Source organism: Streptomyces sp. NPDC001594 (genome assembly GCF_042893675.1).
GTDB lineage: Bacteria > Actinomycetota > Actinomycetes > Streptomycetales > Streptomycetaceae > Streptomyces.
In genome coordinates this window covers 1-26355 of the sequence record NZ_JBIAVB010000012.1, presented here as the reverse complement: position 1 = coordinate 26355, position 26355 = coordinate 1, and the positions used below count along the sequence as shown (strand labels likewise).

Here is a 26355-nt window from a genome sequence, read left to right as displayed (position 1 = left end):
ATTTCAAGAACCCAGCACGCGTGTCACCGACGTCCCGGGACAACACACCTGGGCAGGCAGGCGCGCAAGGCGCGGTCAGCGGCGGAAGCTGGAGGGGTCCAGCGAGGCGAGGCGCCTGACCAGGGACGGGACGGGACGGCCGTGGTCCTCGCGGTGTTCCACCGCCCGCAGGGCGGGGATGACCAGCCGGGCTCCCGGGTAGCGGACCGGTTCCGGGGGGAGCCAGCCGCCCGGCGGGCGGGTGAAGGCGGAGCCGGACCATTCGTCCTTCGTGCCCAGGACGAGCGAGGCCAGCACCTTGGCCATCAGCCGGGACGGGCCCACACCGTCCCCGGAGTAGCCGGTGGCGTAGCAGACGCCGGGGACGGTCTTCAGCCAGCCGGCGAACGGCAGCGAGGTGGTCGAGTACTCGACCGGCGCGGTCCAGGCCATGTCCACCGGGGCGTCGGCGAGTTCCGGGAAGAGCCGGCCCAGCTGCGCGTGGAGCTCGGCGGGTCGCAGGGCGTCGCCCCACAGGGTGTCGGGTCCCGCGTGGCCGTAGGCCACGCCGGAGCCGCCCTTGCCGAAGACCAGCCTGCCGTCCGGGGTCGTGCGGTAGTAGTTCAGCCGCCGCCGCGCGTCGCAGACCGAGGTCCCGCCGTCCCAGCCGAGCGCCGCGAGCCGCTCCGGGACGGGCCGGGTCAGGACGGTGTCGCTGGCCACGGTCACCATGCGGCGGCCGAGGTCCTCCAGCCGTGCGGCCCAGGCGTTGACGGCCAGGACGACCCGGTCCGCGTACACCCGGCCGTACGGCGTGTGCGCGGTGGTGGCGCCGCCGGGCGCGTTGCGCAGGGCGGTCAGCGGGGTGCGTTCGTGGATGCGGACGCCCTCGTCCAGTGCGACGCGGCGCATCCCACGGGTCAGCTTGGCGGGCTGCAGGGTGGCGCAGCCCGGGTCGATGACGCCGCCGAAGTGGCTGCGGGTGCCGACGGTGCGGCGCGACTCCGCCGCGGAGACCTCGTGCAGCGGCTCGACGCCGGCCCGCCGCAGGTCCTCCAGGGTCTGCCGCCAGGCCCCCCGCTGGGCGGGGGAGGAGGCGGCCCACATCCAGGGGCCGCGCCGGTGCTCGATGTCGATGCCGTGGGTGCCGGCGAAGTCGAGGATCTCGTCGACGGCCCGCGCGGAGGCCTCGCCGATGCGGCGTGCCTCCTCGTGGCCGCCGATGGCGACCAGGCTGCTGAACCGTGCCCACATCGGCATCAGATAGCCGGCGTTGGCGCCGCTGGCGCCCGCTCCGCACACGTCGGCCTCGATCAGCACGACGTCCGTGCCGGGGGCCCGCCGCAGGATCTCCAGGGCGGTCCACAGGCCGGTGAAGCCGCCGCCCACGACGAGCACGTCGCAGCGCACCTCCTCCAGCAGCTGCGGTGCGCGGCCGTCGTCGGGTTCGGCGGCCAGGGCGTCGCGGAGCCAGGCGGTGCGCCGGGCCGGCGGCGGGGTACCGGGGCGGGGCCAGGTGCCGGTGAGGAGGAGGTCGGGATCGGTCACGGGTACGGCTCTCCACGGTCGGTACGGGTGTACGGGTGTGCGGGGGGTGATGCGCGCGGGGTCAGTTCTGGCGGGCGCGGGCCGCCCTGCCGGTGGGGTCCAGGTGCTCCGCCGCCGTCAGCAGGTCGATCCGCGAGCTCACCCCGTACGCCTTGAACAGCTTGCGCAGGTGGTAGTTGACGGTGTGCGGGGACAGCGCCAGGCGCCGGGCGATCTGCTGGTTGGTGAGGCCCTCGCGCACCAGCCCCACCAGCTCCCGCTGCTGCCGGCTCAGTTCGGGTCCGGCGGGCGGCGCCGGCGGGAGCCCCGTCGTGGTCCGTAGGGCCGCGGCCTCCCGCTGCAGGGACAGCCGCAGCGACTCGGGCACGGACTCGGCGACGAGCCGGCGCAGCAGCGGCCCGGCGAAGACGGCCCGGTCCCCCTCGTGGCGCACGACACCGGTGGCCGCGACCTCCTCCAGGGCCGGGAGCAGGGCCGAGACCGAGGTGCGCAGCAGCAGGGCCACGTCCTCGTAGACGACCTCGCACCCCAGGACGGCCGCGACGCGCAGCAGCTGGCGGCACTCGGGGGAGAACCGCTCCATGGTGGCCCTCGCCCGCAGGGACAGCCGGGCGGGCAGCCGGGTGGTCAGCAGCCGGGCCTCCCCGTCCACGGTGGCGAGGGAGCCCTCCTCCCGGAGCCCGGCGAGCAGTTCGAGCAGCAGCCGCGGGTGTCCGCGGGCCTGGTCCAGCAGCCGGACCAGGTCGGGCGACGGTTCGACGCCCAGCAGGTCGCGGGCCAGGTCCAGGGCGTGGGACGGGCTGAGCGGGCCGAGGGACAGCCGCTCGCTGCGCCCCGTGGGCCCGGGCGGCAGGACGGGGCCCGTGCCGGGCCGGTGGGAGACCAGCCAGACGACGGGCCGCTCGTCGCCGCCGTGCTCGCGGGGGGCGTGGGGCCCGCGCGGCGGGGTGTCGGGGGCGGGCCGGGCGTCGTCGACGAGGACGAGGACGGGCCTCGTCGCGACGGGGCAGCGGCCCGGCCGGCCCCGGGCGTGCCCGGCCGCGGCGCCGCCGCGGCGCCCCGGCGGGCGGTCCGTCCACGGGTCGGGGTGGTGGCGGACGTAGCCCAGCCCCTCGGCGAGGGCGGCGGCCTCCCGCAGCAGCCGGGTCTTGCCGATGCCCGGCATCCCCTCGACCGTCAGCAGGGCGCGCCCGGCGCGGCGGCCGTACTCCAGGAGCTCGCGGACGGTCCGCATCTCCCGCTCGCGGCCGCGCAGCGGCAGGCCGGTGAGGGTGCCGTTCATATCGAACCGCCGTAGCGGCGCACACCGACGGTGTGGAAGCGCGCGGTCACGAACTCGGGGTCGCAGTACACCGCGTTCCCCGACGGGTTCATCCCCGTGCCGTGCAGATCGGAGTAGACGGCCGACTGGGAGATGTACCAGTCGCCCATCAGGTTGGCCGAGAGCATCACCCCGGCCTCGGCGCAGGCCCGTTCCATCGCCGCCTCCACCTGCGGCGAGGTGGAGTAGAGGCCGACGGAGAGCGCGCCGCACTCGCGGGTGGTGCGGGCGACGAGCTCCACCCCGGCCGCGGCGGAGTCCACCGCCACCGCGAAGACCACCGGGCCCAGCCACTCGGACAGCAGGACGGCCCGGTCGGCCTCCCGGCCCGCGTCGAGGGTCACCACGGCCGGGGTCCGGACGACCGCCTCCGGGTGGCGGGGGTCGCGCACCGCGCGGGAGGGCACGGCCACGGGCCCGGCCGCTCCGGCGGCGACCCGCTCGACCCGGTCCCGGACCGCGGGCCCGAGCAGCGCGCCCAGGATCCCGCACGCCCGCGCATCGTCGTCCAGCAGTTCGGCGAGGGCGCCGCCCAGGTCGGCGACGACCTCGGCGAAGGAGCGGTGCCCCTCGTCGGTGCCGATCCCCTCCCGGGGGATCAGCAGGTTCTGCGGGCTGGTGCACAGCTGCCCGCTGTAGAGGGAGACGGAGAAGGCGAGGTTGGCGAGCATGTCGCGGTAGTCGCCCGTCGACTCGACGAGCACGCTGTTGACCGCGGACACGGAGGTGAACACGCGTGCCTGCCGCGCGTTGTCCTCCAGCCAGGTCCCGAAGGCGGTGGTGCCCGCGTAGTCGACGAGGCGCACCTCCGGCCGGACGGCCAGCCGCCGGGCCAGTCCCTCGCCGGGGTGTTCGGCGGCCAGGCAGACCAGGTCGGCCGGGAAACCGGCCTCGGTGAGCACCTCGCGGGCGATGCGGACGGTGAGTGCCAGCGGCAGGACGGCCGCCGGGTGCGGTTTGACCAGGACGGGGTTGCCGGTGGCCAGGGAGGCGAAGAGCGCCGGGTAGCCGTTCCAGGCGGGGAAGACGCTGTTGGCGACGACCAGCGAGATGCCGCGGGGCACCGCCTTGAAGGTCTTGGCGATGCTCAGGGTCCGGCCGTCGCCCATCGGCTTGCGCCAGAGCGCGGAGGCGGGCATCCGGGTCTGCTCCTCCAGGGCGCGGGCCACCGCCTCCAGACCGCGGTCCTGGGCGTGCACCGCCCCGGCGTGGAACGCCATCAGGAAGTTGTGGCCGCTGGTGTGCACGGCCGCGTGGGCGAACTCGGAGCTGCGGGCGTTGATGCGGTGCAGGATCTCGGCGCACACCTCCGCCCGGGTCCGGGGGCCGGCGTCGCGCCAGGCCGGCAGGGCGGCCTGCATGGCGGGCAGCAGGACGTCGGGGTCGCAGTGGGGGTAGGAGACTTCCAGCGGGCCCCCGTACGGGGAGCGTTCGCCGCCCGTCTCCGGGGCGGGGCCGACGGTACCGTCGCGGCCGGGCTGGCCGAGGGCGAACTCCCGGCCGAGGAGGGCGCGGAACGCGGCCTCGCCGGCCTCCCGCGCGCCCGGGCCGTAGGAGCGCGGGTCCTCCGGGTCCTCGGAGTACGGGGACCAGTGCGCGCGGGTGCGGAGGGTCTGGCGGGCCCGCTCCAGGGTGTCGGCGTGGCGGGGGGCGGGACGGGCCGGTTCGGCGTGGGTTCCGGGAACGGGCGGCGGCAGGGTGTGCGCCATGGTCCACATCCTTGTCGAACGGGTGGGGGGGCGGTCCTAGGACGAACCGTGGGTGGAAACTCCTGACGATCACGGTAAATCGGCACTTTCGGACCCACGTCGGAGTCTGGTCACGGTGGGATTTGACGGGCCGTTCACACGGCCCAGGGGCGGAATTGACGCGTCCGGTGTGGGGTCGGGGCTCTGGCGGAACCTGAACCACCGGCCGGACGAGGCCCTTTGGGCCGCCCGCCGAGGAGGGGAGAACAAAACGTGATGATGGCCATATTGCGCTACAACTCACTGCTATCGGCCGTGCGATGGCTCGATAGCGTCGCTCGGCCCTCCCCGGCGGGCGTACCGACTGGCGGGTTCTACTCGGTGATCGGCCGCAGGTACCGGTCGAGCGCCGCGTCGGGCAGCACCCGGGCGAGCACGCTCACCCTGCGGGCGTCCGGCCCGACCCGGTAGCGGGTCCGGGGACGCCGGGCCGTGAGGGCCACCCGCACCGTCCGCGCGAAGTCCTCCGGCCGGGTGGTGCTCTCCCGCGCCTGCTTCTCGTTCTGGTGCAGGAAACGGCCGAAGGGGACCCGGTACAACTCGGCCACCGCTTCCGGAACTCCGTCCATCGAGGCCCGCGCCACGTCGGAGACCTTGCCCCAGATCGGCGTCATGATGGCCCCCGGCTGCACCAGGGCGACGTCCACCCCCTGCGGGGCCAGCTCGCGGCGCAGGACGTCGGTCAGGGCCTCCTTGGCGAACTGGGCCGCCGCGTACGCCCCGAGGAAGGGGATCGCCACACTGCCCAGGCCCGAGGTCACGTTGACCACCCGGCCGCGGGTGCGCCGCAGCAGCGGCAGGAACGCCTGGGTGACGGCCAGCTGCCCCACCACGTTGGTGTCCAGCTGCGCGCGCAGCCGGTCCGGCGAGACGCACTCCAGCGGCGCCGACACGCAGATCCCGGCGTTGTTCACGAGCCCCCACAGACCCGCCTCGCCGACCTCGGCCGTGACCCGTTCGGCCGCCACGGCCACCGACTTCTCGTCGGTCACGTCCACCGCCACCGGCACGATCCGGCCCGAGCCGCCGGCGGCCTCGGCGAGGGCGGCCCCGTCGGCCTCCCTGCGGACCCCGGCGAAGACCCGGAAGCCCGCGTCGGCGAGCTGGAGCGCGCAGACCCGGCCCAGCCCGGAGGAGGCCCCGGTGACCAGGACGGACCGGCCGCGCGGGGACAGGGCGGGGCGCTGCGGGACGGACGGCACGAACTTCCTCCTCGGGGAGCCGGCGGAGCCGGGGGAGCCCGGAGAACCGGGGGCGGTCATCCGGCCACCGCCGGGAAGGTGAGGGCGCCCTCCAGCGTGCGGGTGAGCCGGCGTTCCGGCATGAACCGGAAGTAGGCGTCCCGCACCGGCCGCCGGATGGGGTCCTCGGACTGCTCGAAGGTGCTGATGCCGCGCGAGGCGGCGACCATGCCGCGGGTCCGCTCGCGCCGCTCGTCCTCGTACCGGCGCAGGGCCCGCGGCAGGTCGCTCGCACCGCGCAGCGCCCGGCCGAGGACCACGGCGTCCTCGATGGCCATGCCCGAGCCCTGGCCGAGGCTGGTCAGCATCGGGTGCGCGGCGTCGCCCAGCAGGGTCACCGGGCCCCGGCCCCACCGCTCCAGGAAGGCGCGGTCCCGCGAGGGCACCGCGATGATCGACTCCTCGGGGGTGGCGATGACGGCCTGGCGCACCTCGTCGGCCCAGCCCTCGTAGCAGTGCAGGATCTCCGCCTTGCCGCCCTTCCAGTCCCGCGAGAGCTCGGCGGGCATGTTCTTCGTCCCCCACCAGTACAGCCGCCCGCCGCCCATGTCCACGAGGCCGAAGCGCTTGCCGCTGCCCCAGAAGTGGGTGACCGAGCCCGGCGTGAACCGGGGGTGCGAGAACGGTACGACCGCGAGCCAGCAGACGTAGCCGCTGTCCTGCGAGTCCTCCGGGCCCACCAGCTGCCTGCGCACGACCGAGTGGAAGCCGTCGGCGCCGATCAGCACGTCCCCCTCGGCGGTGCTGCCGTCGTCGAAGGACAGCCGCACCCCGCCGCCCGGCACTCCGTCGGTCTCGAAGCCGGTCGCGGCCGCACCCAGCCGGATCGGGATGCCCTCGGCGGCCTCCAGCAGCGACTGCTGGAGGTCGGCCCGGGTGATGAGGACGCTCGGCACGCCCAGTCGGCCGATGATCTCCGGGAACGGGAACTCCCGGATCAGCCGGCCCGTGGCCGTCTTCACCTGGTAGGAGCGCAGGGCCTCCCCGCGCTTCTCCAAGTCGATGCCGACGCCCAGCGAGTTCAGCGCCCCCACGGCGTTGCTCATGACGGACAGCCCCGAGCCCGCGGCCCGCAGCTCGCCCGCCCGCTCGTGGACCTCCACGTCCAGGCCCGCCTCGCGCAGGGCGATCGCGGCGGTGAGGCCTCCGATGCCCGCCCCGAGGACCAGGGCCTTCCTGCGGTCTGTCTGCTTCGTCATCTCACTGTCCGATCAGTTCGGTGACGACCCGGACCATGTGGGCCACGTGCGGCTCCTCCATGATCGTGAGGTGGTCGCCGGGTACGTCCACGACGTCGAGCCTGCCGCTGGTGCGCTCCCGCCAGCCGTTGCTGGGGTCGGCGTGCATGCTCTCGATCGCCGTGTGCATGGAGTTGAGTACGTCCGGCAGCGGCTCGGACGCGTGGATGAGGACCATGTCCTGGTCGACGACCTCTGGCCGGTAGGCGAACGCCGCCTTCCAGTTGGCCTCGTACACGTGGAACAGGCGCCGCACGACGGCCCCGCCGCTTCCCGCGGGCAGGACGCCCTCGTCGATGGCCAGCCGGGCGATGAAGTCGAACTTCTCGTCCAGTGTGGTCAGTTCGGCCGGGATCAGCTCCAGTGGCGAGTCCCCGCCGCGGCGCAGCCACAGCAGCTCCCAGAAGAACCAGCCCAGCAGGGCCTCGTCGCCCGTGGTCAGCCGCCGGCCGGGGTTGAGGGCGGTGGTGTCCAGCAGGACGAGCCGGGCGATCTCCTCCCCGGCGGCCCGCAGCTGCCGGGCCATCTCGAAGGCCACGAACCCGCCGAAGGACCAGCCGCCGATGACGTAGGGACCGCTCGGCTGCACCCGGCGCATGGCCTCGATGTAGCTCGCCGCGATCTCCTCCACGCTGCGCAGCGGCTCGGTGCCCGGATCGCCGCCCGCGGCCTGGAGGGCGTAGAACGGCCGGTCCTCCTCCAGGTACTTGGCGAAGCGGAGGTAGCAGAGCACGTTGCCGCCCATGGGGTGGACGAAGAACACCGGGCGCTTGGACCCGGCCGGGCGGATCGGCACCAGCGGATCGAAGGCCGTCGTCGCCCCGCCCGCACGCAGCCGCCCCGCCAGCTCGGCCACGGTGGGCGCCGAGACGAACTCGGACAGCGGGACGCTGATCCCGTAGCGCTGCTCGATCTGGACCACCAGGCGCATCGCGGTGAGCGAGGTCGCCCCGAGGTCGAAGATGTTGTCGTGCACCCCCAGCCCGGTCAGCTGGAGCAGGTCGCCCACGAGCTCCACCAGGGTCTGCTCGTACGCGTCGCGCGGCGCGGCCGCCGTGTCCCCACCGCCCGCGGCGGACAGCGGGGCCGCCCGCAGGGCGGCGTCGTCCCGCTTGCCGCTCGGGGTCAGCGGCAGGGCCGCCACCCACTCGAAGTGCGAGGGCATCATGTACTCGGGCAGCACCGTCCGCAGCTGCTTGCGCAGCAGCGCGAGGTCCGCCCCGTCCGGGTCGCCGGTCAGGAAGGCCGCGAGGAAGGAGTCGTTGCCCTCCCGGCGGCGGGCCACGACGGCGGCCTCCGAGATCCCCGGGTGGCCCGCGGCGAAGCGGGTGATGGCCAGCTCCACCTCGGCCGGCTCCACCCGGTAGCCGCGCACCTTGACCTGCGCGTCCGCGCGGCCCAGGCACACCACGTTCCCGTCCGGCAGGACGAAGCCGAGGTCGCCGGTGCGGTACAGGAGCTCCCCCGCCGCCGCGGCCGCGGGGGAGGGGTGCGGGACGAACCGCTCGTCGGTCAGGTCCTGGCGGCCGACGTACCCCTCCGCCAGGCAGGCGCCCGCCAGGTACAGCTCGCCGCGCACCCCGGCCGGGACCGGACGCATCCGGGAGTCCAGGACGTGCACCCGCGAACCCGTGATGGCCCGCCCGATCGGCGGCAGCGCCGGGAACGCGGCCGGATCGCCCGTCATCGTGTACGTGGTCACCACGTGCGACTCGGTCGGCCCGTACTGGTTCTCCAGCAGCACCCCCGGCAGGGCCGCGCACAGCCGCCGGATCTCGTCGGTGACGCGCAGCTGTTCGCCGGAGGAGAGCAGGGCCCGCAGGGAGCGCGGGACCAGGCCGAGCGCGTCGGAGGCTTCGGCGAGCTGCTGGAGCGCGACGTACGGCAGGTACAGGCGCTCGACCCCCGCCCGGTCGAGCAGCCGCAGCAGGGCGGGCATGTCGCGGCGCTCCTCCTCGGAGAGCAGCAGCAGGGTCCCGCCGCCCGCGAGGGTGGAGAAGATCTCCTGGAACGACACGTCGAAGCTCAGCGGCGCGTACTGCGCGGTGACCCCGCCGGCCACACCGCTGGGGACGGAGTTCTGCCAGGCGACCAGCTGGGCCAGCGAACGGTGCGGCATCGCCACGCCCTTGGGCGCTCCGGTGGAACCGGACGTGAACAGGACGTAGGCGATCGAGTCGGGTGTGATGTCCTCGGTCACCTCCGCGGGGATGCGCGGCAGGTGGGGCCGCCCTTCCTCGTCGCCGAACAGGTCCTCGGCGGGCAGGACCAGCCCAGGGACGTCCACGACCGAGCGGTGCGCGGCGCCGGTGACGACCCGGAACGGCCGGGCCTGCTTGATCATCGAGGTCAGCCGGTCCACCGGATAGCTCACGTCCAGCGGCACGGTCGCGGCGCCGGCCTTCATCACCCCGAGGATCACGGCGACGGTCTCCGGGGAGCGGTCCATGGCGATGGCGATCCGGTCACCGGTCCGGGAGCCCAGCGCGAGCAGTTCGCGGGCCACCCGGTCGGCGGCCCGGTCCAGTTCGGCATAGCTCCAGCGGCGGTCGCCGAAGACCAGCGCCGTGGCCCCGGGGGTCCGTGCGGCCTGCGCGGCCACGGCCCGTACGACGTCCGGCGGCGCGGCGGCGGTCCCCGTCCGCCCTTCCGGGGCGGGTTCCGCCGCGGGGGCCAGGAAGCCGAAGTCCGGTGTCTCGTCGGGGTGGTGGACGAGGCGGTCCAGGATCGCGGTGAACCGCTCGGCGTACAGGTCGGCCTGGGCCGGGGTGAACGTCAGCCCGTGGTGGTCCAGCCGCAGCCGCACGGAGCCGTCCACCGGGTCCGTCATGGCGTTGACGAGCAGCTGGAAGTTGGTCTCCTCCCAGGTGCGGAAGTCCAGCAGCCGGACCCCGGGCAGTTCGAACACCGTGGCCAGCTGGCGGAAGTGGATGTAGTTGAAGGCGGTCTCCAGGACGGTGGCGCCCCGGTCCTCCTGGATCGCGCTCAGCGGGTACCGGCGGTGGGCGTGGCTCTGCTGCTCCTGCCGGAACGCGGCGCGGACCACGTCCGCCCAGCTGTCGGCGGCGATGCCCAGCCGTACGGGCATCGTGTTGAGGAAGAGGCCGGCGATCCGGTCGCCGCCCTCCAGCTCGGGCCGCCCGTGGGTGACCAGGCCGGTGGTGATGTCGTCGGAGCCGGAGAACAGCCCCAGGGTCAGGCAGTGCGCCGCGAACAGCACCGACTTCACGGGCAGGGCACGCTCCCGGGCGAACAGGTTCACCTGCGAGGTGAGGCCGGCCGGCAGGTCCACGATCCGGGTGATCTGCGTGTCCGGGCCGGGCGCCTCGTGGCCGCGGAACGGCTCCAGCCGCAGCAGCGGCGCGTCGCGCAGCCGCTCCCGCCAGAAGGCCCGGGCCCGTTCCGACTCCAGGGCCTCGCGCTCGGCCCGCACATGGTGCGCGGCGGACGGCAGGACCGTTTCCGCTACGGGTTCGACGGGGTGGCCCAGGCCGTGCAGGTAGTCCTGGAGCAGCTCGGCGACCAGGGTGGCGACGCTGCCGCCGTCGAGGATGGCGTGGTGGAAACTCAGCACCAGTTCGAGGGTGTCCGGGCGGACGTGGGCGCGCAGGTGGTACAGCGGCGCCCGCTCGAACACGTAGCGGTGGTGGCGCCGTTCCTCGATGTGCGCGCCGATCCCGGCCAGTGCCTCGGCCTCCTCCCGGGCGCGCAGGTCGACGACGTCGAACCCGCCGGTCACGCGGTGGTCCACGATCTGCAGCGGTTCGGAGAACGAGCCCAGGTCGAAGGAGGAGCGCAGCACGGGGTGGCGCTCGACCAGCCGCTCGAACGCCCGCCGGAAGCCCTCCTCGTCCCACGCGGCCGTCACGCTGTACTGGAAGACGTCGCGGTAGACGGCCGAGTCCCCCTCGGCCCGGCTGTGGTAGAGCAGCCCGAGCTGGAGGCGGGTCAGCGGGTACGCGTCGGCCCGGCCCTCCAGGCGGGCCCGGTCCACGCCGGAGACCAGCGCGAACGGGGGGAGCACGGCCTCGGGAGCGGGGGCGGCGTCCCCGGTGGCGAGGGCCGCCAGCTGGGCGACGGTCGGCTGCTGCACCAGGTCCGTGAGGGAGAACACGATGCCGGCCCGCTCCGCCCGGGAGCGGATGCGCAGCATGGTGATGGAATCCCCGCCGAGCGCGAAGTAGTCGTCGTGGACGCCGACCCGGTCGGCCCCGAGCACCTCGGCCCAGATCGCGGCGAGGGTCTCCTCGGTGGCGTCGCGCGGAGCCGTGTACCCCCGGCCGGAGGTCACCGAGGGGGCGGGCAGGGCGCGGCGGTCGGCCTTGCCGTTCGGGGTGAGGGGGACGGCGTCGATCCGGATGAAGTGAGCCGGGACCATGAACTCGGGCAGTACGGCGGCCAGTTCCTGGCGGAGCTGGGCTGCGCCGAGCTCGGTGTCGGCGACGTAGTAGCCGACCAGGACGAGGCCGCGGTCGCCCGACTGGTGGTCGACCACCACGGCGTCGCGCACGCCGGGCACGGAGGCGAGCCGGTTCTGGACCTCGCCCAGCTCCACCCGGTTGCCGCGGATCTTGACCTGGCCGTCGATGCGGCCGAGGTACTCCAGCGTGCCGTCGGCCAGCCATCGGGCCAGGTCGCCGGTGCGGTAGAGCCGTCCGCCGGGGACGAAGGGGTCCTCGGTGAACTTCTCCGCCGTCAGCTCGGGCCGCTCCAGATAGCCGCGGGCCACGCCGACGCCGCCGATGCACAGCTCCCCGGGGACCCCGGCGGGCTGGAGGCCGCCGTGCGCGTCGAGCACGTACAGCCGGGTGTTGTCGATGGGCCGGCCGATGGGGACGCGGCGGACCGGGCCCTCGCCGGCGGGGCAGTCGTAGAAGGAGACGTCGACGGTGGCCTCGGTCGGGCCGTACAGGTTGACCAGGCGGGGCGCGTCCGCGCCGCGGCCGGAGAAGACCCGGTTGAACTGCTCCACGCGCGCCGCGGGCAGGGCCTCGCCGCTGCAGAACACCCGGCGCAGGGAGCCGGCTTCGGCGCGCAGCCCAGGGTCGTCCTCCAGCAGGTCCAGGAACGGGCCGAGCATCGAGGGGACGAAGTGCAGGGTGGTGACGCGCTGTTCGGCGATGGTGCGCAGGATGCCCCGCGGGTCGCGCTGGCCGCCCACGGGCAGCAGGGCCAGGCCGGCGCCCTCGATCGCCCACCAGAACAGCTCCCAGACGGAGACGTCGAAGGAGATGGGGGTCTTCTGGAGCAGGACGTCGTGCTCGCCGACCGGGTAGGCGTTCTGCATCCAGGCCAGCCGGTTGACCACCGAGTGGTGCTCGACCATCACGCCCTTGGGGCGGCCGGTGGAGCCCGAGGTGTAGATCACGTAGGCGAGGTCGCGCGGGCCCGCCTGCTCCGCCACCGGCCCGTCCGGCCCGGTCAGCAGTTCCGAGGTGGCGAGGACCGGCACCGACAGGTCCCCGGCCCGGCCGGCGTCGTCGGCGAGGACGGCCTTGGCCCGGCTGTCCTGGAGCAGGAAGGCGATCCGCTCGGCCGGGTAGCCGGGGTCGACGGGGACGTAGGCGCCGCCGGACTTGAGCACGCCGAGCAGGGCGACGATCAACAGCGGGGAGCGGTCCATGAGGACGGCCACCCGGTCCCCGGCGCCCACGCCCCGCCGGCGCAGGGCGTGCGCCACCTGGTTGGAGCGGGCGTCGAGCTCCGCGTACGTCAGCGACGGGGTGCCGTCGGCGGCGGTGACGGCGGTGCGGCCGGGCGTCCGGGCGGCCTGCTCGGCGATCAGGGAGTGGACGGTCCGGTCGTGGGCGTAGGGGGTGTCGGGCCCCTGCCACAGCCGGGTCAGCTCCTTGTGCTCGGCCTCGTCGAGGACCGGCAGGGTCACCGCGGGCCGGTCCGGTTCGGCCAGCCCGGCGGCGAGCAGCCGCAGCAGGTGTCCCGCGACGGCGGTGACGGGGTGGTCCTCGTCGAACACGTCCACGGCGTAGTCGAGGTCGACCCGCAGCTCCGCGTCGTCCTCGAAGGCGTGGACCATCACCGCCAGGGCGTCCTGGTGGTGCACGGGTGCCAGGACGACGGAGTCCAGCGCCGTGCCCGGCAGCGGGGCGGGGCGGGGGTGGCGCAGGTAGGACAGGGTGATGTCGAACAGCCGGCGGGAGCCGGCACCGGCGGCCGGGAGGTCGCGCAGCACGTCCCCGAGGGACAGCCGCTCGTGGCCGCGCAGCGCGTCCGTACCGCGCCGGACGGCCGCCGCCAGCCCGGGCAGGGTGGTCTCCGGGCCGACCGGCACGCGCAGCGGCAGGTTGTTGGCGAGCTGGCCGACCGTGTCGAGCTCGGCGTCCGTGTGGCGGTTGCGGAACGGGACGCCGAGGACGAGCTCCTCCGTGCGGTGCACGCGGCTGAAGTAGGCGGCGAAGGTGGCCGCCAGGTACGCGAACGGGGAACCGCCGGCGTCCCGGACGCGCCGGACCAGACCGGCGTCGACGGTGAAGGTGTGCCGGGCCCGGCGCTGCCCGCCGACGGGTGCCACGGTGGCGCGGGTGAACAGGGCGGGCTGGACGCCCGCCAGCGTCTCGCGGAAGAAGGCCCGGTCCTCCTCGAAGGCGGCGGACCCCCGGTAGGCGGCGTCGGCCTCCACGAGGGAGGCGACCGGGCGGCCCGCCGTGGCAGCCGCCACGGGAGCCGCCACGGGAGCCGCGCGGCCGGTCAGGGCGGAGTAGCGCTCCCACAGGTCGAGGCTGACCCGGTTGAGCGCCCAGGCGTCGGCGATCAGGTGGTGGGCGTTGAGGTGCACATGGGCGACCGAGGCGCTCTCGCGCAGGATGGCGGCCGTGAACAGTCGCGAACGCCGCAGGGTGAAGGGCCGGGTGAGGGAGTCCTCCCGCCAGGCGGCGCAGGCCGCCGCGGGATCGGCCTCGCCGGACAGGTCGACGTACGTGACCCAGGGGTCGGCCGCCTCCTCACCGTCGGCCGCGGCGACCCACTGGCAGGGGGTGCCCTCGTGTTCGTCGAAGCGCAGCGAGAACGCGTCGTGGGAGCGCAGGGCCCCTTCGAGGGCCTCCCGCAAGCGGTCCGCGTCGGCCTCGCCGGCCAACCGCTCGTGCAGGACCACGTTGAACTGGGGGTCACCCGGCGCGGTGGACTCGGCGACCCAGATGTCCTGCTGATAGGCGGACAGGGGGAGCTGGCGTATAGCGGGCATCGGCCTTCCTTCGCTAATTCGGACAGCCGGATGTTTTTCGCCGTCCGATGCTCAGGAGCCTACGTTTCCCGCAATCCGGTCCACCACTACTCGTATGAGTAGACGCGGACTACCCGTTCAAGTAGCCCGGCCGGGGAATATGTGATCCGCGCGATATTGGTTCAAGGATTTCCGTAGATGGTCGCTAACATCTCCCTCATGACCTCCACACCTCCTTCCCGGAAATCCGTCCTCGTGCGGGGAAGCGGCCCTGGACTGCTGCTCGCGCACGGTGCGGGCAGTGACATCGAGGACAGTTTCGGCCCCGTCATAGAAAATCTCGCGGCCCGCCGGACCGTCGTCGGGCCCGATTATCCTGGCTCCGGCGATAACCCGCTACCGGACGTTCCCCTGACGCTCGACATGCTGGCCGACCACATTGTGGAAAGCGCTGTGCAATCCGGCGTGCATTCCTTTGCAATATCCGGATTCTCGATGGGGACGACGGTGGCCGTACGGGCCGCCGTACGCCATCCCGAACGCGTTACCGCGCTGGTTCTCTCGGCCGGGTTCGCCCGGCGCAACGCACGTCTGAAGCTGGCGGTCGACACCTGGCGGGCGCTCGGCGCGCCGGGCGGCGACGGCCGGGTCCTGGCCTCCTACCTCTCGCTGCTCGTCGGCGGCACCCGCTGGCTCGACGCCCGCTCCGAAGGAGAGGTCGGGGAGCAGCTGGAGCTGTTCGCCGCCGGCATGCCGCCGGGTACCGACGCACAGCTGGCGCTCTTCGACGAGATCGACGTCCGGGCCGATCTGGCCCGGATCGACGTGCCCGTCCTGGTCGTCTCCCCGTCGGGCGACCTCCTCATCACTCCCATTCACTCCCGCGAACTCGCGGAGGGGATCCCGGGGGCCAGGCTCGCGACCGTCGACTGCGGTCACGCCATCGCGGCGGAGCTCCCGGCCGAGTGGGCCGCGCTGATCGACGGGTTCCTGTCCTCCGTCGGGGGCTGACCGGCCGGCCCCGGGCGGGGCCGGCCGGTGGTGTGAGCCCGGCGTCCGGCCGCGCCGGCCCCGGTACGGGGCGGCGCGACCCGGGGGAAGACGCCGGGCCCGGTCTCAAAGCCGGCCGGAGTCGGGGGACTTGCCGAGCGCGGTCACCAGGAGGGCGGCCGCCGCCAGGCCGCCGCCCAGCCACATCACGGCGGTGACGTCGATCCCGTCGGCGGTCAGCCCGCCCAGCAGGGCGCCCAGGGCGATGGCCCCGTTGAAGACGCCGACGAACAGGGCGGACACGCCCTCCCGCGCCTGCGGCGCCGAGGCCAGCAGCCAGGTCTGGGTGCTGACCGACACCCCGCCGTACGACAGCCCCCACACCGCGAGCAGCACTCCGGCGCTCAGCACGGAGCCGCCGATCAGCGGCATCAGCGCGACCGTCGCCGCCAGCACGGCGCTGATCACCAGCAGGGTGCCGCGCGGCGAACGCCCGGCGCCCGCACCGGAGGCGAAGTTGCCCGCGACGCCGGCGAGTCCGTACACCAGCAGCAGGGTGCCGATCATCCCGGCACTCGCCCCGGAGACCTCCTCCAGGACGGGCCGCACGTACGTGTAGGCGGCGAAGTGGCCGGTGACCAGCAGGGCCACCACGGCCAGTCCCGTGCGCACCCGGGGGCTGCCGAACAGCCGCAGCACACCGCCGAGACGCATGTCCTGTTCGGCGGGGAGTCTCGGCAGCAGGGCCGCCAGCGCGACCAGCACCACCAGCGCCAGCACGCCCACGGTGACGAACGCCGCCCGCCAGTCGGCCAGTTCACCGATGTACGTGCCCGCGGGCACCCCGAGCACCGAGGCCACGGCGATCCCGCTGAAGACGAGCGAGGTCGCCGGCCCGACCGACTTCGGCGGCACGAGCCGCACCGCCAGCCCCGCCGCGATCGCCCAGACCCCGCCCATGCCGACGCCGACGAGCACGCGGGCGGCCACCATCACCGCGAAGTGCGGTGACCAGGCGGCGAGCAGGTTCCCCGCGGTCAGCACCGCCATCAGCGCGCACAGCACGGTCCGCCGGTCGAACCGTCCCAGCAGCGGTGTCAGCAGCGGTGCCGACACCGCACCCACCAGCCCGGTGATGGTCAGGGTCAGGCCGGCGGTGCCCTCGGTCACCTCCAGCGCGTCGCCGATGGGCGTCAGCAGGCCCACCGGCAGCATCTCCGACGTCACCACGGTGAACGTCGCGCTCGCGACCGCCGCGACGCCCATCCAGCCGCGTGCCGCGGACCGTTCGGGCCCCCCTGTGGTCTCCGCAATTTCCTCAGTCTGTGCCATGCCCTCAGCCAACCCGCCCCGACCTGCGGGAACAACGGCCGATCCCTCATCCTTCGATGAGCTGGGCTACTTGATGAACCACGGCAGGGCCGGGTCCGGCCGTGCACAAGCCGTGTAGAAAGGGACATCATGGAGGGAACAGCATGAGCGGTGTGGAGATACGGGAACTGGAGGCCTTCCTGGTCCTGGCCCAGGAGTTGCACTTCGGCCGGGCCGGGGAACGGCTGTACGTCTCGCAGAGCCGGGTGAGCCAGTTGCTCAGGTCGCTGGAACACCGCATCGGCGCCCCGCTCGTCGAACGCACCAGCCGCCGGGTGGCACTGACCCCGCTCGGCGAGAGCTTCCTCGCCGGCCTGCGCCCCGCGTACGACGCCCTGCGCGCCACCGTCGACGACGCGCGGGCCGCCGCCCGCGGGATGGGCGGGGTCCTGCGCATCGGCTTCCAGGGAACGGTCGACGACTACCTCAGCCGGGCCATCGCCCGCTTCGGCGACCTCTACCCCGAATGCGCCATCGACATCGTGGAGATCCCGCTCTCCGACCCCTTCGGGCCGCTGCGCCGCCAGGAGGTGGACTGCGCGGTGGTCCTGCTGCCGGTGGCCGAGGACGACCTGGTCCTCGGGCCGGTCTTCTCGCGGCAGCCGCAGACCCTCGCCGTGTCGGTGCGGCACCCGTTCGCCGCCCGGGAGTCGCTGTCCGCCGAGGAACTCGCCGACTGCCGGCTCATCGGCATCGGCGGGGGCGCCCCGGACTACTGGCGCAGCGCCCAGGCGCCGGGCATGACCCCGGGCGGCCTGACCGTGCCGGCCGGGCCGGGCGTCAACACCCTCCAGGAAGGGCTGAGCCTGACCGCGGCCAACCGCGGCGCCATGCTGCTGTGCCGCTCGACGGCCGAGTACCACGGCCGCCGCGACTCCCTCACCTTCATCCCCGTGGAGGGCCTGCCCGACTCCGAACTGGGCCTGATCCGCCACCGCCTGAGGCCCTCGGCCCAGGCCTCCGCCTTCGCCGAGGCCCTCACGGAAGCCACCGCCCCCTCACAGCCGCCCGCGTAGCGTCCGGCGCGGTCCCGTCGGCCGGCGGTCGCGCAGTTCCACCACGCGGACGGCGATCTGGATCAGGTCGGGTCCGTTGGCCAGGGCGCGGGCCACCGCGCCGCGCTGCTGCCGGCCGCCGGAGAGTTCGCTGGGGCGCTGTTCGGCGTGGTCCGCGAGGCCGACCAGCGCGAGCAGGCCCCCCGCGTCGAGGGTGGCCGGGTCGGTGCCGTCGAGGTGTGACGGGCTGCCCGTCCCTCCGCTGCGCGTGGTCACGGGGCTGATGAGGCTCGGTCGCGGGACGCATCTGTTCGGCTCAGTCGGGCGGCGCTTCGACGGTAAACCATCCCCGTCACCCGGCTCCAGGAGGGCGAACGGGAGAAGCTGCTGCGCCTCGACGAGATCCTGCGCGAGCGCGTCATAGGCCAGGACGAAGCCGTCAAGTTGGTGGCCGACGCCATCATCCGCGCCCCCTCCGGCATCCGCGACCCCCGCCGTCCCATGGGCTCGTTCGTCTTCCTCGGTCCCACCGGCGTCGGCAGGACCGAGCTGGCCAAGACCCTCGCCCCGGCCCTGTTCGACTCCGAGGAGAACATGGTCCGCCTCGACATGAGCGAATACCAGGAGCGGCACACCGTCGGCTACGAGGAGGGCGGCCGGCTCACCGAGGCCGTGCGCCGCAAGCCGTACTCGGTCGTACTGTTCGACGAGATCGAGAAGGCGCGGCCTCGGCGGCCGGTGAGGGGTGCTATGGCGATCCGCGTCGTACACGAGCACCGGGGGAAGACGGGCAACCTCGTCCGCACCGCCGGGCCCGAGGGGCCCCGGCCGGTGACGGGCCGGTCCGTGTCCCGGAGATGACGGGGACTGTCGTTCGACGTTGCGCAGTTGTACGGCGAGGTCGCCTTCGAGGGCGTGGTGGGCCGGGCCGCTGCGGCCGACGGGCAGGACTTCTTCGCTGCGCATGTCTTCGGGCATCAGGGCGAAGGGGCGTAGGTGGCGGCGGCGGTCCGGGTGAGCCACTCGGCGTGACTTCGCCGTGCCCATCGAGGAGCCGACCAGGACGGCGTCGCGCAGGTCGTGGGCGGTCAGGACCTGGTCGGGGTCGGAGGCGAAGGTGTCGTAGTCGTAGCCGTCGGCGTGCAGGGCCGCTCCGGCGACATCGTCGGTGCGGTGTTCAGCGGTCTTCACCGTGAACCCGGCCTCACGTGGCTGCCGCCGCCTCGGAGTATCGGGACCAAGGTGAACGAGGGCGATACCGTGCCGGGGTTCGACGTTGGAGGGGGGCCGTTTCAGAGGGGCGTGATGAGGCCGCCGTCGATGACGTGGTCGGATCCCGTGGTGTTGCCGGCCCGGTCGGAGGCGAGGAACACGACGAGGTCCGCGACCTCCTCGGGGCGGGTGAAGCGTCCGGTGACGAGCTGGGCCTCGCGGTGGGCGTCACCCGCGCCACCTTGCCCTCGTTGTGGCGTACGCCGAGGCCCGCGACGCGGTGGTGCGCCGGGCCGCCGGGCGGCCGAAGCCGCCGCCGAGTACCCCGAACCGGCGCACCCCGTCCGGCGGGTGGTCGCCGCGCACCGCGACTGGCTGCGCACCATCCCGGCCGGCGGCCGGGCGCCGGGGAGGTGGTGGTCGAGCCAGGCCTCGGGATACGGCCTCCCGCGCGGGCGCGCCGTCCGCTGTCAGGGCGTCGAGGACCGCGTCCACGGTGAGCCCGGCGGGCAGGTCGGTGATCTGGAACAGCTTCCGGCCGCCGCGCGGGTCCCGGCAACCGGTACAGGGACAGTTGTCGCGCAGCCAGAGCGGCGGCGCGGACGCCAGGGTGGACATGAACGGGGATCCATGTTGTACGGACAACCTGCAAGTCGGGCGTGGAGCCGACGACGCCGGCGGTGACCGGGGCGGCTCAGGACATCGGGGTGCGGTGCAGGCCGATGAGCAGGCGCCAGACGCGGCCCGCGACCTCGGCGGGGGTGGCCTCGATCAGGCCGTGCAGCCAGTCGGCCAGCACGCCGGCGAAGGCGGAGGCCACGGCCGAAGCGACCAGATCGGGTTCAGGCGCGCCGGCCAGGGCCCGTTCGGCCCGGCTCCGCTCGCGCAGGTCCCGGTGGAGGGCGTGGCCGAGCGGTCCGCCGCCGCCCGGGCGGAGCAGCTCCCGGTAGAGCCCGGCGTGCCGGGGGAGGCGTTCGAAGAAGTCGAGCAGGGCGGACGGCGGGTGCGCGGGGTCGGGGACGCCGCGCCAGGCGTGCAGGGCGTCCACCGCCTCGCGGACGATCTCGGCGCAGGTGTCGACCGCGAGCGCCTCCAGGTCGGCGTAGTGGAGGTAGAACGTGGCCCGCCCGACCCCGGCCCGGCGGACCAGAGCCGAGACGGCGACCTTCTCCAGCGGGCGGTCCGCGCACTCCTCCAGCAGGGCCTGCCGCAGGCTGTTGCGGGTCCGCTCGGTGCGGGGATCCTCCGGCACGCCCGTCACCCGGCCAGCAGGACGGCGCCGAGCGCCAGCGCTCCGGGCAGGGCCTGCGCGATCAGGATGCGCCGGTTGGCGGTGAGCCCGCCGTAGATCCCGGCGACCACCACGCAGCCGAGGAAGAAGACCCGTGCCTGGAAAGCGGTGGGGTCCCCGGCGAGCAGGCTCCAGACCAGACCGGCCGCCAGGAAGCCGTTGTAGAGGCCCTGGTTCGCCGCGAGGGGGGCGGTCGCGCGGGCGAGCTCCGCGTCGAAGCCGGACAGCTTCCGGCCGGGCGGGCGCTCCCACAGGAACATCTCCAGCACCAGGATGTACGCGTGCAGCGCGGCCACGAGGCCCACCAGCACGGTCGCGGTCGTCTCCATCGGCGCAACCCACCTCTTTCCTCTTCATGGACAGGTGTCCAGAATAACTGGACACCTGTCCATGAAGTCTATCCCGGCCCCAGCCATCAGGACGTGGGGAGCCCGTGCCTAGTCGGCGGCGTAGAAATTGGGTCGCTGGTCGGCGTCGTCGTAGTAGCGGTGGAAGACGGGGGTGACGCCGCCGGACACCGGGGGGACGATCCAGCTCCAGTCGGCGGGGACGCTGCGCCCTTGGCGTTCCTCCCGGGCGATGTGTGCGAGGAAGCGGCGGGACTCGGTGTGGTGGTCGCTGATCCGGACGCCGGCGGCGTGGAACGAGTGCAGGACGGCAATGTTCAGCTCGACCAGCGCGCGGTCGCGCCACAGCGTGCGTTCGCTGCCGGTGTCCAGGCCGAGGCACGCGGCGACGGTGGGCAGGAGGTCGTAGCGGGCCTCGTCGACGAGGTTGCGGGCGCCGATCTCCGTTCCCATGTACCAGCCGTTGAAGGGCGCGAGGGGGTGGTCGATGCCCCCGATCCGCAGGCGCATGGTGGAGATCGCCGGGACGGCGTGCCAGCGCAGCCCCAGCTCGGCGATCGCGGGGAACTCCGGGTGGGTGAGGGGGACTTCCAGGACCAGGTCGCGTGGCAGCTCGAAGAGCTGGGGTTTGTCGTCGGCGGTCTCGATGACGAGGGGCAGGACGTCGAACGGCCCGTCGGGTCCACCGGTGCCCTGCCAGCCGAGGTGGCGTACGGCCTCGGTGAGGTCGGCGTTGCGGGGGTCGCCCAGCACGGTGCCGTCGGCGCGACGGTGGCCCGCGTACCGGATGAGCTGCTCGTTCCAGAGCCGGGGGCCGGGCCGGCCGGGTATGTCAGGCGCGAAGACGGAGATCACGGGGCGGAGGCGGCCGCCATTGGTCGCCTGGTGCAGGTGCGCGCACAGCTGTCGGTGGATCTCCTCCGGAGAGGTCGCCTCCCGGCGGTCCAGTACGTGCAGGCTGTTCCAGTACAGGCGGCCGATGCAGCGCCGGGAGTTGCGCCATGCGACGCGGGCACCGAAGACGAGTTCGTCCCGGGTGAGGCGGTAGGTGCCCGCGTCGTCGATGGCGGCCCGGACCTGGTCGAGCCGCCGGACCAGCGGGACGGGCTGGTCCGGGTGTTCCGCGTGGTACTGGCGGAGGAACTCCGCTGCCTCGTCACGGTCGGCGACCGCGCCGTCGTACGCTCCGGGGGCGGCGGTGCGGGGGGAAGGCGTCGGGGACGGGACGGCGGGGGAGGTCACGGTTTCCTCGCAGGTGGGCGTGGGTGCCGGGCCGGGTGAGGGCCGGTCGCGTGGGTGCGCCGGCTGGTGAGGGCGTCAGTGCAGCCGGAGCGGAAGCGACCGCAGGGAACGGAATTCAAGGTTCGGGTTCCAGACGGGCTCGCCCGCCGGCCGGATGCCCGGGAAACGGGTCAGCAGGGCCGTGAAGAACCACTTGATCTGCAGATGGGCGATCTGCCGCCCCAGGCACGAGTGCATGCCGAGACCGTAGGAGAGGTGCTTGCCGCTGTTGGGCCGATCGAGGTCGAAGACGTCGGGACGCTCGAAGACGTCCGGGTCGCGATTGGCCGCACCCAGGAACAGCGCGACGCCCTGCCCTTGCCGGATCCTCGTGTCGGCGATCTCGAGGTCCGTCGTCGCGACGCGCCAGGTGAACTGGTTCGACGCGTTGAAGCGGACCACCTCGTTGGCGGTGTTGTCGACGCAGGCCGGATCCGCCAGGAAGCGCTCGATCTGGTGCGGGTGGCGTGCGAAGGCGAGCATGCCGCTGCTGACGGAACCGGGCGTGGTGGGCGCGAACAGCGCGATGAACAGCAGCACGAGCTGGTGCACCGTCTGTTCCGGGGTGGTCTCGGTGAGGCCGTCCTGCGCGGCCGCGAGGCGGGCGATGACGGTGCCCGGGAGGACTTTGCCCCGCTTCCCCTCCAGCAGTTCCAGCGCGTAGGTGTGCAGGTCCGTCAGGAGTGCCAGGAGGCGGTCGAGTTCCACCGGCTGGTCCTGGGGGCCGGACCAGTACGTCATGAGCGTGTCCACACACGGAATGACGAAGTCCAGGTCCTCCTCCGGCACGCCGAAGGCATGTACGGAGGAACGGACCGGGAGCTCGCCGGCGAGCGCGGCGGCGTCCAACTCCTTCGCCCGCCGGGGGATCGAGGCGACGAGGTCGGCGGCGACGCGCTCGATGACCCGGCTGTAGTGCTCGTGCGCGGCCCCGGTGAAACCCGCCTGGGTGGACCTGCGCAGGGCGTCGTGGCGTGCGGCGTCCGTGTACATCATGGTGTTCTTCGTGAAGCGGTGGTAGATGCTCTCGGGCGGCAGTGGCTGCCCCGGGAACTTGGCCTCCAGCACCTCCTCCATCCGCTCGGCCTTCAGCCGGGGGTCCTTGAGCGCGGCGGCGCAGTCCGCGTGTTTCAGCACCGCCCAGGCGCTCAGGCCCTCGCACCAGTGGACCGGCTCGCGGAGCGCCAGGTCGGCGTAGACGGGGTAGGGGTCGGGCACGATGGCGGGGTCTGCGAGCGGCGAGGCCGCGGTGGGGGCGCTCACGGGGTCTCCTTCGGACGGGCAGGGCTGGTGCCGGGGCCGGCGGCCGGGATGCCGGGCGGCCCGAGCACCTCGATGCCGAACTCGGCCGCGATGGCGCGCACGTGGTCCAGGTCGGGGAGGGCCACGTCGTGCGGCGGCAGTTCCAGGGCGGGCGCCGGGCGGGCGAGCGAGCGCAGGAAGCCGTCGAAGCCGCCCGGCTCGGTGACGTGCAGGAAGCGCGCTTCGGGAGAGGTGACCTGGAAGGTGTGGGGCTGGTCGCGCGGACCGTAGACGAAGGAGCCCGGAGCCGCGGGGTACGCCCGGCCGGCCACCCAGAAGGTCATCTCACCGTCGAGGACGTACCACCACTCGTCCTCCTTCCGGTGCACGTGCAGCGGGGAGCCGGAGCCGCGCCGGCCGAGGAACTCCACGACCGTCGACGCCCCGTTCAGCTCCGCGGCCGATCCCTTGAGGGATGCCAGGAAGTCGAGGAACCACAGCGCCTCACCTTCGCCGCTGCGCAGCGCGATCGGCACGGGACGTGCACCGGGCCCGGACATGTCTCCTCCTGTGTGCGCGTGGTGGTTCATCGGGCGACCAGCCTGACCGGCACCGCCGACGGAACCACGGAGATCGTCGAATGGAACTCCACTTCGACGTCAGTGCGGGGAACAATGTGGAAATTCTTCAGGATTTGGGCGAGCAGGGTGGCGCACTGCTGCTCGGCGAGGCGGTTTCCCACGCAATGGCGCGGACCGGCGCCGAAGGGCAGAAAATTCGACACGGTCTCGTTCTCCTTGCCGTGCGCGGAGAACCTGTCCGGGTTGAAGCGGTCCGCCTCCCGGAAGATTTCCGGATTCCTGCCGACCTCGTTCTTCATCCACATGATGACCGTGCGGGGCGGGATGGCCATCCCGCCCTCCTCGACGGCTTGGTGTTCTGTGAGTTTGGCGCTGAACGGGACGGGAGGGAAAAGCCGGAGCGTCTCGTGCACGATGTCCCTGATGTACGGATCGGGACTCTGGGCGATACCGGTGTCGGCACCGTGGCCGCCGGTCTCCTCGGTCTCCTCGGCCGCCTTCCGCGCCCGTTCCTGCACCTCCTGGTCCAGGGACAACATGACGAGAGCCTGGGAAACCACGTAGGACATCGGGTCGGCGCCGCCGAGGACGAGGGACATCAGCTCCTCGACGCGGTCCTTCCTCGACCACGGCGCCCGTGCCACCCGGTCGAGCAGGTCGACCGGCTCGCGGTGCACCGGGCAGCCGGCGGCGGCACGCCGTTCGCGCCGTCGCAGCACCCCGCCGAGGACCGCGGCGACTTCCTGGTACGCCGCCCTGACGCGCAGCAGCCGCCTGGGGAAGATCCACCGGACGAAGAACGGGTGGAAAGCCCGGAAACTCACTTCCTCCTCGATGGCGGCGAGCGCACGGTGGTAGCCGTGCCAGTCGGCAGGCTCCTCCCAGTCGTCGCCGAACAGGAACGCGCTGAGACAGTGCACGCTCCAGTCGCGCAGGTCGGACTGCAGGGCCTCGTGGGACCCGTCGCCCCGCCGCCACCGGTCCACGTACCGGCCGGAGACCTCTTGCAGCACCCGCGAACGGTCCGCGACCGCGCGGCTGGTCAGGGCCGGTGACAGCACCTGCCGGTGGCTCCGGTGCAGGTCCCCGCCCGGCACCCCCATGAGGCTCCGCGACAGCACGGTCCCGTCGGCCTTGCGGAGCGAGTCCAGCTCCTTGCGGTGCAGGTGGGGCGAGACGTACGACAGCGACACCAGAGGCCGGGTGCCCCACGCCAGATGGAGCCGGACCACCGGACCGTACGTCTGGTGGAGCTCGTGCAGCGCTCGGTGCCGCCCGCCGTGCCCGTGGGCCAGCAGGTCGCCCATGTTCCCGAGGAGGAACGAGGGCTTCGGGCCCGGAAGGTGCCGGCATGCGCGCAATTCCCTCACGCGCCGCCGCAGGGAAACGAACAGGGCGCTGAGGGCGATTCCCGCGGCGACCAGCACCACCCAATACCCGGTGGTGATACCGAACCACAGTCCCGCAAGGGAGATGAGGAAACCGCCGATGATGCCTGATGCGTAGATGATCCGGTAGAGCGACAGCAGCGCACGTACGCTGGACATGCTCATGTGGTAATCCCCTTGAACGTTGAGCCTTGGCGCCGACGCATTCGGGTCGTGCAGGGCATGACTGAAGGGGCTCGCGATGCGACATCAGGCTACGGACGGATTTCGCCGCCCCACAATGAGGCGCCGCCGGATGGCCGGTTCCCGACCGGCGTCAGGAAGACGCCGGGAACTGCCGGAAAACCGGGACGCCCCAGGTCGGCGTTCCGCCGCGGCGGCCCGACAGCTCGGCCACCCGCCCGTACGGGTCATGCGGATGACCTGTTCGCGTGGATGGGAAGCCTCAAGGACACGGCGCGGCTGCCGCGGCGGGACGCGCTCGAATGTCACTGGCGTCGGGCCACAACACCCCGCTGAGTCTGGAAGGGTTGGCCCGGCGCAACACGTGCGCCCGAACGCGTACCACCTCCGTCGACCAGGAGAGCAGCATGACCATCAAGGACATCGGGCCCGACCCTCAGAGCTTCGACCTCGAGCGGGCGACGCTGGAGAACACCGACTACCGCTCGGTGGCCTGGTCCGGGAAGTACCTCCAGCTGACCCTCATGTCGATCCCGGTGGGCGAGGACATCGGCCTGGAGGCACACCCGGAGACCGACCAGTTCCTCCGGCTCGACGCGGGCCGCGGCCGCGTGCAGATGGGCAGCGCGAAGGACCGCCTCGACTTCGACCAGGAGGTCGAGGACGGCTGGGCGGTCTTCGTGCCCGCCGGCACGTGGCACAACGTCACCAACATCGGCGATGAGCCAATGCAGCTCTACGCCGTCTACGCCCCGGTCCACCACGCCCCGAACAAGATCCACGCAACGTTCGCCGACGCGGAACGCGACGAGGACTCGGGCAATGACGAACCCCCGGCCTGGTCGGTCCAGCCCACCCGCCACCCCGCGGACAAGCACGCCTGACCGCCGGCCGGCCAGGAACACACCCAAGCCCCAGGTTGCCGACCTGGGGCTTTGCCTGGAGCGGACACCGGGACTGGGCACTGACCACCGCACGCGGCACCGGCTGGACGGACACCCGGGTGCTCGCGGCCCCCGGCGCCGTCCTCGACGACGTCCGGTCCCGGGGCTGAACGACCCCCCGGTCAGGAGGACATGATGAAGCGCAGGGCGAGGCCGGAGGCTGGGATCCAGTAGGTGACACGGGCGCCGTCGTCGAAGGAGACCTGGCCGGGCAGGCTGACGTTCACCGGCTGGCCCGGCTCGCTGCCGGGGTTGGGGCCTTGGAGGCGGAGGGG

General features: G+C 73.3%; 18 protein-coding genes and 2 pseudogenes. 4 read left to right on the top strand and 16 right to left on the bottom strand.

Annotated elements, in window-relative coordinates; all coding sequences use genetic code 11:
- Positions 1 to 75: 75 nt before the first annotated feature.
- The 6 genes from ACFY0O_RS23445 to ACFY0O_RS23420 all read right to left on the bottom strand — a co-directional run bounded on the left by ACFY0O_RS23445 (position 76) and on the right by ACFY0O_RS23420 (position 14276).
- On the bottom strand, positions 76 to 1527 hold the full coding sequence (locus ACFY0O_RS23445) for an FAD-dependent oxidoreductase (protein ID WP_388949527.1): 1452 nt from the start codon (positions 1525 to 1527) through the stop codon (positions 76 to 78).
- Between the two features lie 61 nt (positions 1528 to 1588).
- On the bottom strand, positions 1589 to 2809 hold the full coding sequence (locus tag ACFY0O_RS23440; RefSeq protein ID WP_388949524.1) for a LuxR C-terminal-related transcriptional regulator: 1221 nt from the start codon (positions 2807 to 2809) through the stop codon (positions 1589 to 1591).
- Positions 2806 to 4557 carry a phenylacetic acid degradation protein PaaN gene (gene paaN / locus ACFY0O_RS23435; RefSeq protein ID WP_388949522.1) on the bottom strand — a complete coding sequence of 584 codons (1752 nt, stop codon included), beginning with the start codon at positions 4555 to 4557 and terminating at the stop codon, positions 2806 to 2808. The genes ACFY0O_RS23440 and paaN overlap by 4 nt, the downstream gene beginning before the upstream one ends.
- Positions 4558 to 4910: 353 nt before the next feature.
- Entirely contained in the window at positions 4911 to 5798 is an 888-nt protein-coding gene (locus ACFY0O_RS23430; RefSeq protein WP_388949520.1) for an SDR family NAD(P)-dependent oxidoreductase, read from the bottom strand.
- 56 nt (positions 5799 to 5854) lie between these two features.
- Positions 5855 to 7036, bottom strand: a complete 1182-nt coding sequence (locus ACFY0O_RS23425) for an FAD-dependent monooxygenase (RefSeq protein ID WP_388949518.1) — start codon at positions 7034 to 7036, stop codon at positions 5855 to 5857.
- A gap of 1 nt (position 7037) precedes the next feature.
- Positions 7038 to 14276: an amino acid adenylation domain-containing protein gene (locus ACFY0O_RS23420; RefSeq protein ID WP_388949516.1), complete on the bottom strand. Its 7239-nt coding sequence runs from the start codon at positions 14274 to 14276 to the stop codon at positions 7038 to 7040.
- A gap of 177 nt (positions 14277 to 14453) precedes the next feature.
- Between ACFY0O_RS23420 and ACFY0O_RS23415 the strand changes: the two genes are divergently transcribed.
- A complete protein-coding gene (locus ACFY0O_RS23415) occupies positions 14454 to 15266 on the top strand; it encodes an alpha/beta fold hydrolase (protein WP_388949514.1) in 813 nt (270 codons plus the stop codon).
- A gap of 105 nt (positions 15267 to 15371) precedes the next feature.
- Here ACFY0O_RS23415 and ACFY0O_RS23410 read toward each other — a convergent pair whose 3' ends face one another.
- Complete coding sequence (locus ACFY0O_RS23410; protein ID WP_388949510.1) at positions 15372 to 16577, bottom strand: MFS transporter; 1206 nt, start codon at positions 16575 to 16577, stop codon at positions 15372 to 15374.
- Positions 16578 to 16720: 143 nt separating this feature from the next.
- Between ACFY0O_RS23410 and ACFY0O_RS23405 the strand changes: the two genes are divergently transcribed.
- Positions 16721 to 17632, top strand: coding sequence for a LysR family transcriptional regulator (locus tag ACFY0O_RS23405; RefSeq protein ID WP_388949507.1), 912 nt, complete (start codon positions 16721 to 16723; stop codon positions 17630 to 17632).
- Here ACFY0O_RS23405 and ACFY0O_RS23400 read toward each other — a convergent pair.
- The gene (locus ACFY0O_RS23400) at positions 17615 to 17887 is read right to left on the bottom strand and encodes a hypothetical protein (RefSeq protein ID WP_388949505.1); all 273 of its coding nucleotides are present in this window, start codon (positions 17885 to 17887) and stop codon (positions 17615 to 17617) included. The two genes, ACFY0O_RS23405 and ACFY0O_RS23400, sit on opposite strands and share 18 nt — an antisense overlap.
- Positions 17888 to 17956: 69 nt before the next feature.
- On the opposite strand from ACFY0O_RS23400, the pseudogene ACFY0O_RS23395 reads away from it, so the two are divergent.
- Positions 17957 to 18334: pseudogene (locus ACFY0O_RS23395) on the top strand (AAA family ATPase); the annotation flags it as partial.
- A gap of 569 nt (positions 18335 to 18903) precedes the next feature.
- On the opposite strand, the pseudogene ACFY0O_RS23390 reads toward ACFY0O_RS23395, so the two are convergent.
- The 8 genes and pseudogenes from ACFY0O_RS23390 to ACFY0O_RS23355 all read right to left on the bottom strand — a co-directional run.
- Positions 18904 to 19041: pseudogene (locus tag ACFY0O_RS23390) on the bottom strand (SDR family oxidoreductase); the annotation flags it as partial.
- A 10-nt stretch (positions 19042 to 19051) separates the two neighbouring features.
- Positions 19052 to 19441 carry a hypothetical protein gene (locus ACFY0O_RS23385; RefSeq protein WP_388950064.1) on the bottom strand — a complete coding sequence of 130 codons (390 nt, stop codon included), beginning with the start codon at positions 19439 to 19441 and terminating at the stop codon, positions 19052 to 19054.
- Positions 19442 to 19517: 76 nt separating this feature from the next.
- On the bottom strand, positions 19518 to 20075 hold the full coding sequence (locus tag ACFY0O_RS23380) for a TetR/AcrR family transcriptional regulator (protein ID WP_388949501.1): 558 nt from the start codon (positions 20073 to 20075) through the stop codon (positions 19518 to 19520).
- Positions 20076 to 20080: 5 nt separating this feature from the next.
- Positions 20081 to 20443 carry a DUF1304 domain-containing protein gene (locus ACFY0O_RS23375; RefSeq protein ID WP_388949498.1) on the bottom strand — a complete coding sequence of 121 codons (363 nt, stop codon included), beginning with the start codon at positions 20441 to 20443 and terminating at the stop codon, positions 20081 to 20083.
- 108 nt (positions 20444 to 20551) lie between these two features.
- Positions 20552 to 21703 carry a nitric oxide synthase oxygenase gene (locus tag ACFY0O_RS23370; protein WP_388949495.1) on the bottom strand — a complete coding sequence of 384 codons (1152 nt, stop codon included), beginning with the start codon at positions 21701 to 21703 and terminating at the stop codon, positions 20552 to 20554.
- Between the two features lie 75 nt (positions 21704 to 21778).
- Positions 21779 to 23005, bottom strand: coding sequence for a 4-nitrotryptophan synthase (gene txtE / locus ACFY0O_RS23365; RefSeq protein WP_388949492.1), 1227 nt, complete (start codon positions 23003 to 23005; stop codon positions 21779 to 21781).
- Complete coding sequence (locus tag ACFY0O_RS23360; RefSeq protein WP_388949489.1) at positions 23002 to 23544, bottom strand: quercetin 2,3-dioxygenase; 543 nt, start codon at positions 23542 to 23544, stop codon at positions 23002 to 23004. Before ACFY0O_RS23360 ends, txtE begins: the two co-directional genes overlap by 4 nt.
- Before the next feature lie 26 nt (positions 23545 to 23570).
- Positions 23571 to 25112 (bottom strand): cytochrome P450, encoded by a 1542-nt coding sequence (locus tag ACFY0O_RS23355; RefSeq protein WP_388949486.1) that lies wholly within the window; start codon positions 25110 to 25112, stop codon positions 23571 to 23573.
- 431 nt (positions 25113 to 25543) lie between these two features.
- On the opposite strand from ACFY0O_RS23355, the gene ACFY0O_RS23350 reads away from it, so the two are divergent.
- Positions 25544 to 26020, top strand: coding sequence for a cupin domain-containing protein (locus ACFY0O_RS23350; RefSeq protein WP_388949485.1), 477 nt, complete (start codon positions 25544 to 25546; stop codon positions 26018 to 26020).
- The last annotated feature ends 335 nt before the right edge of the window (positions 26021 to 26355 follow it).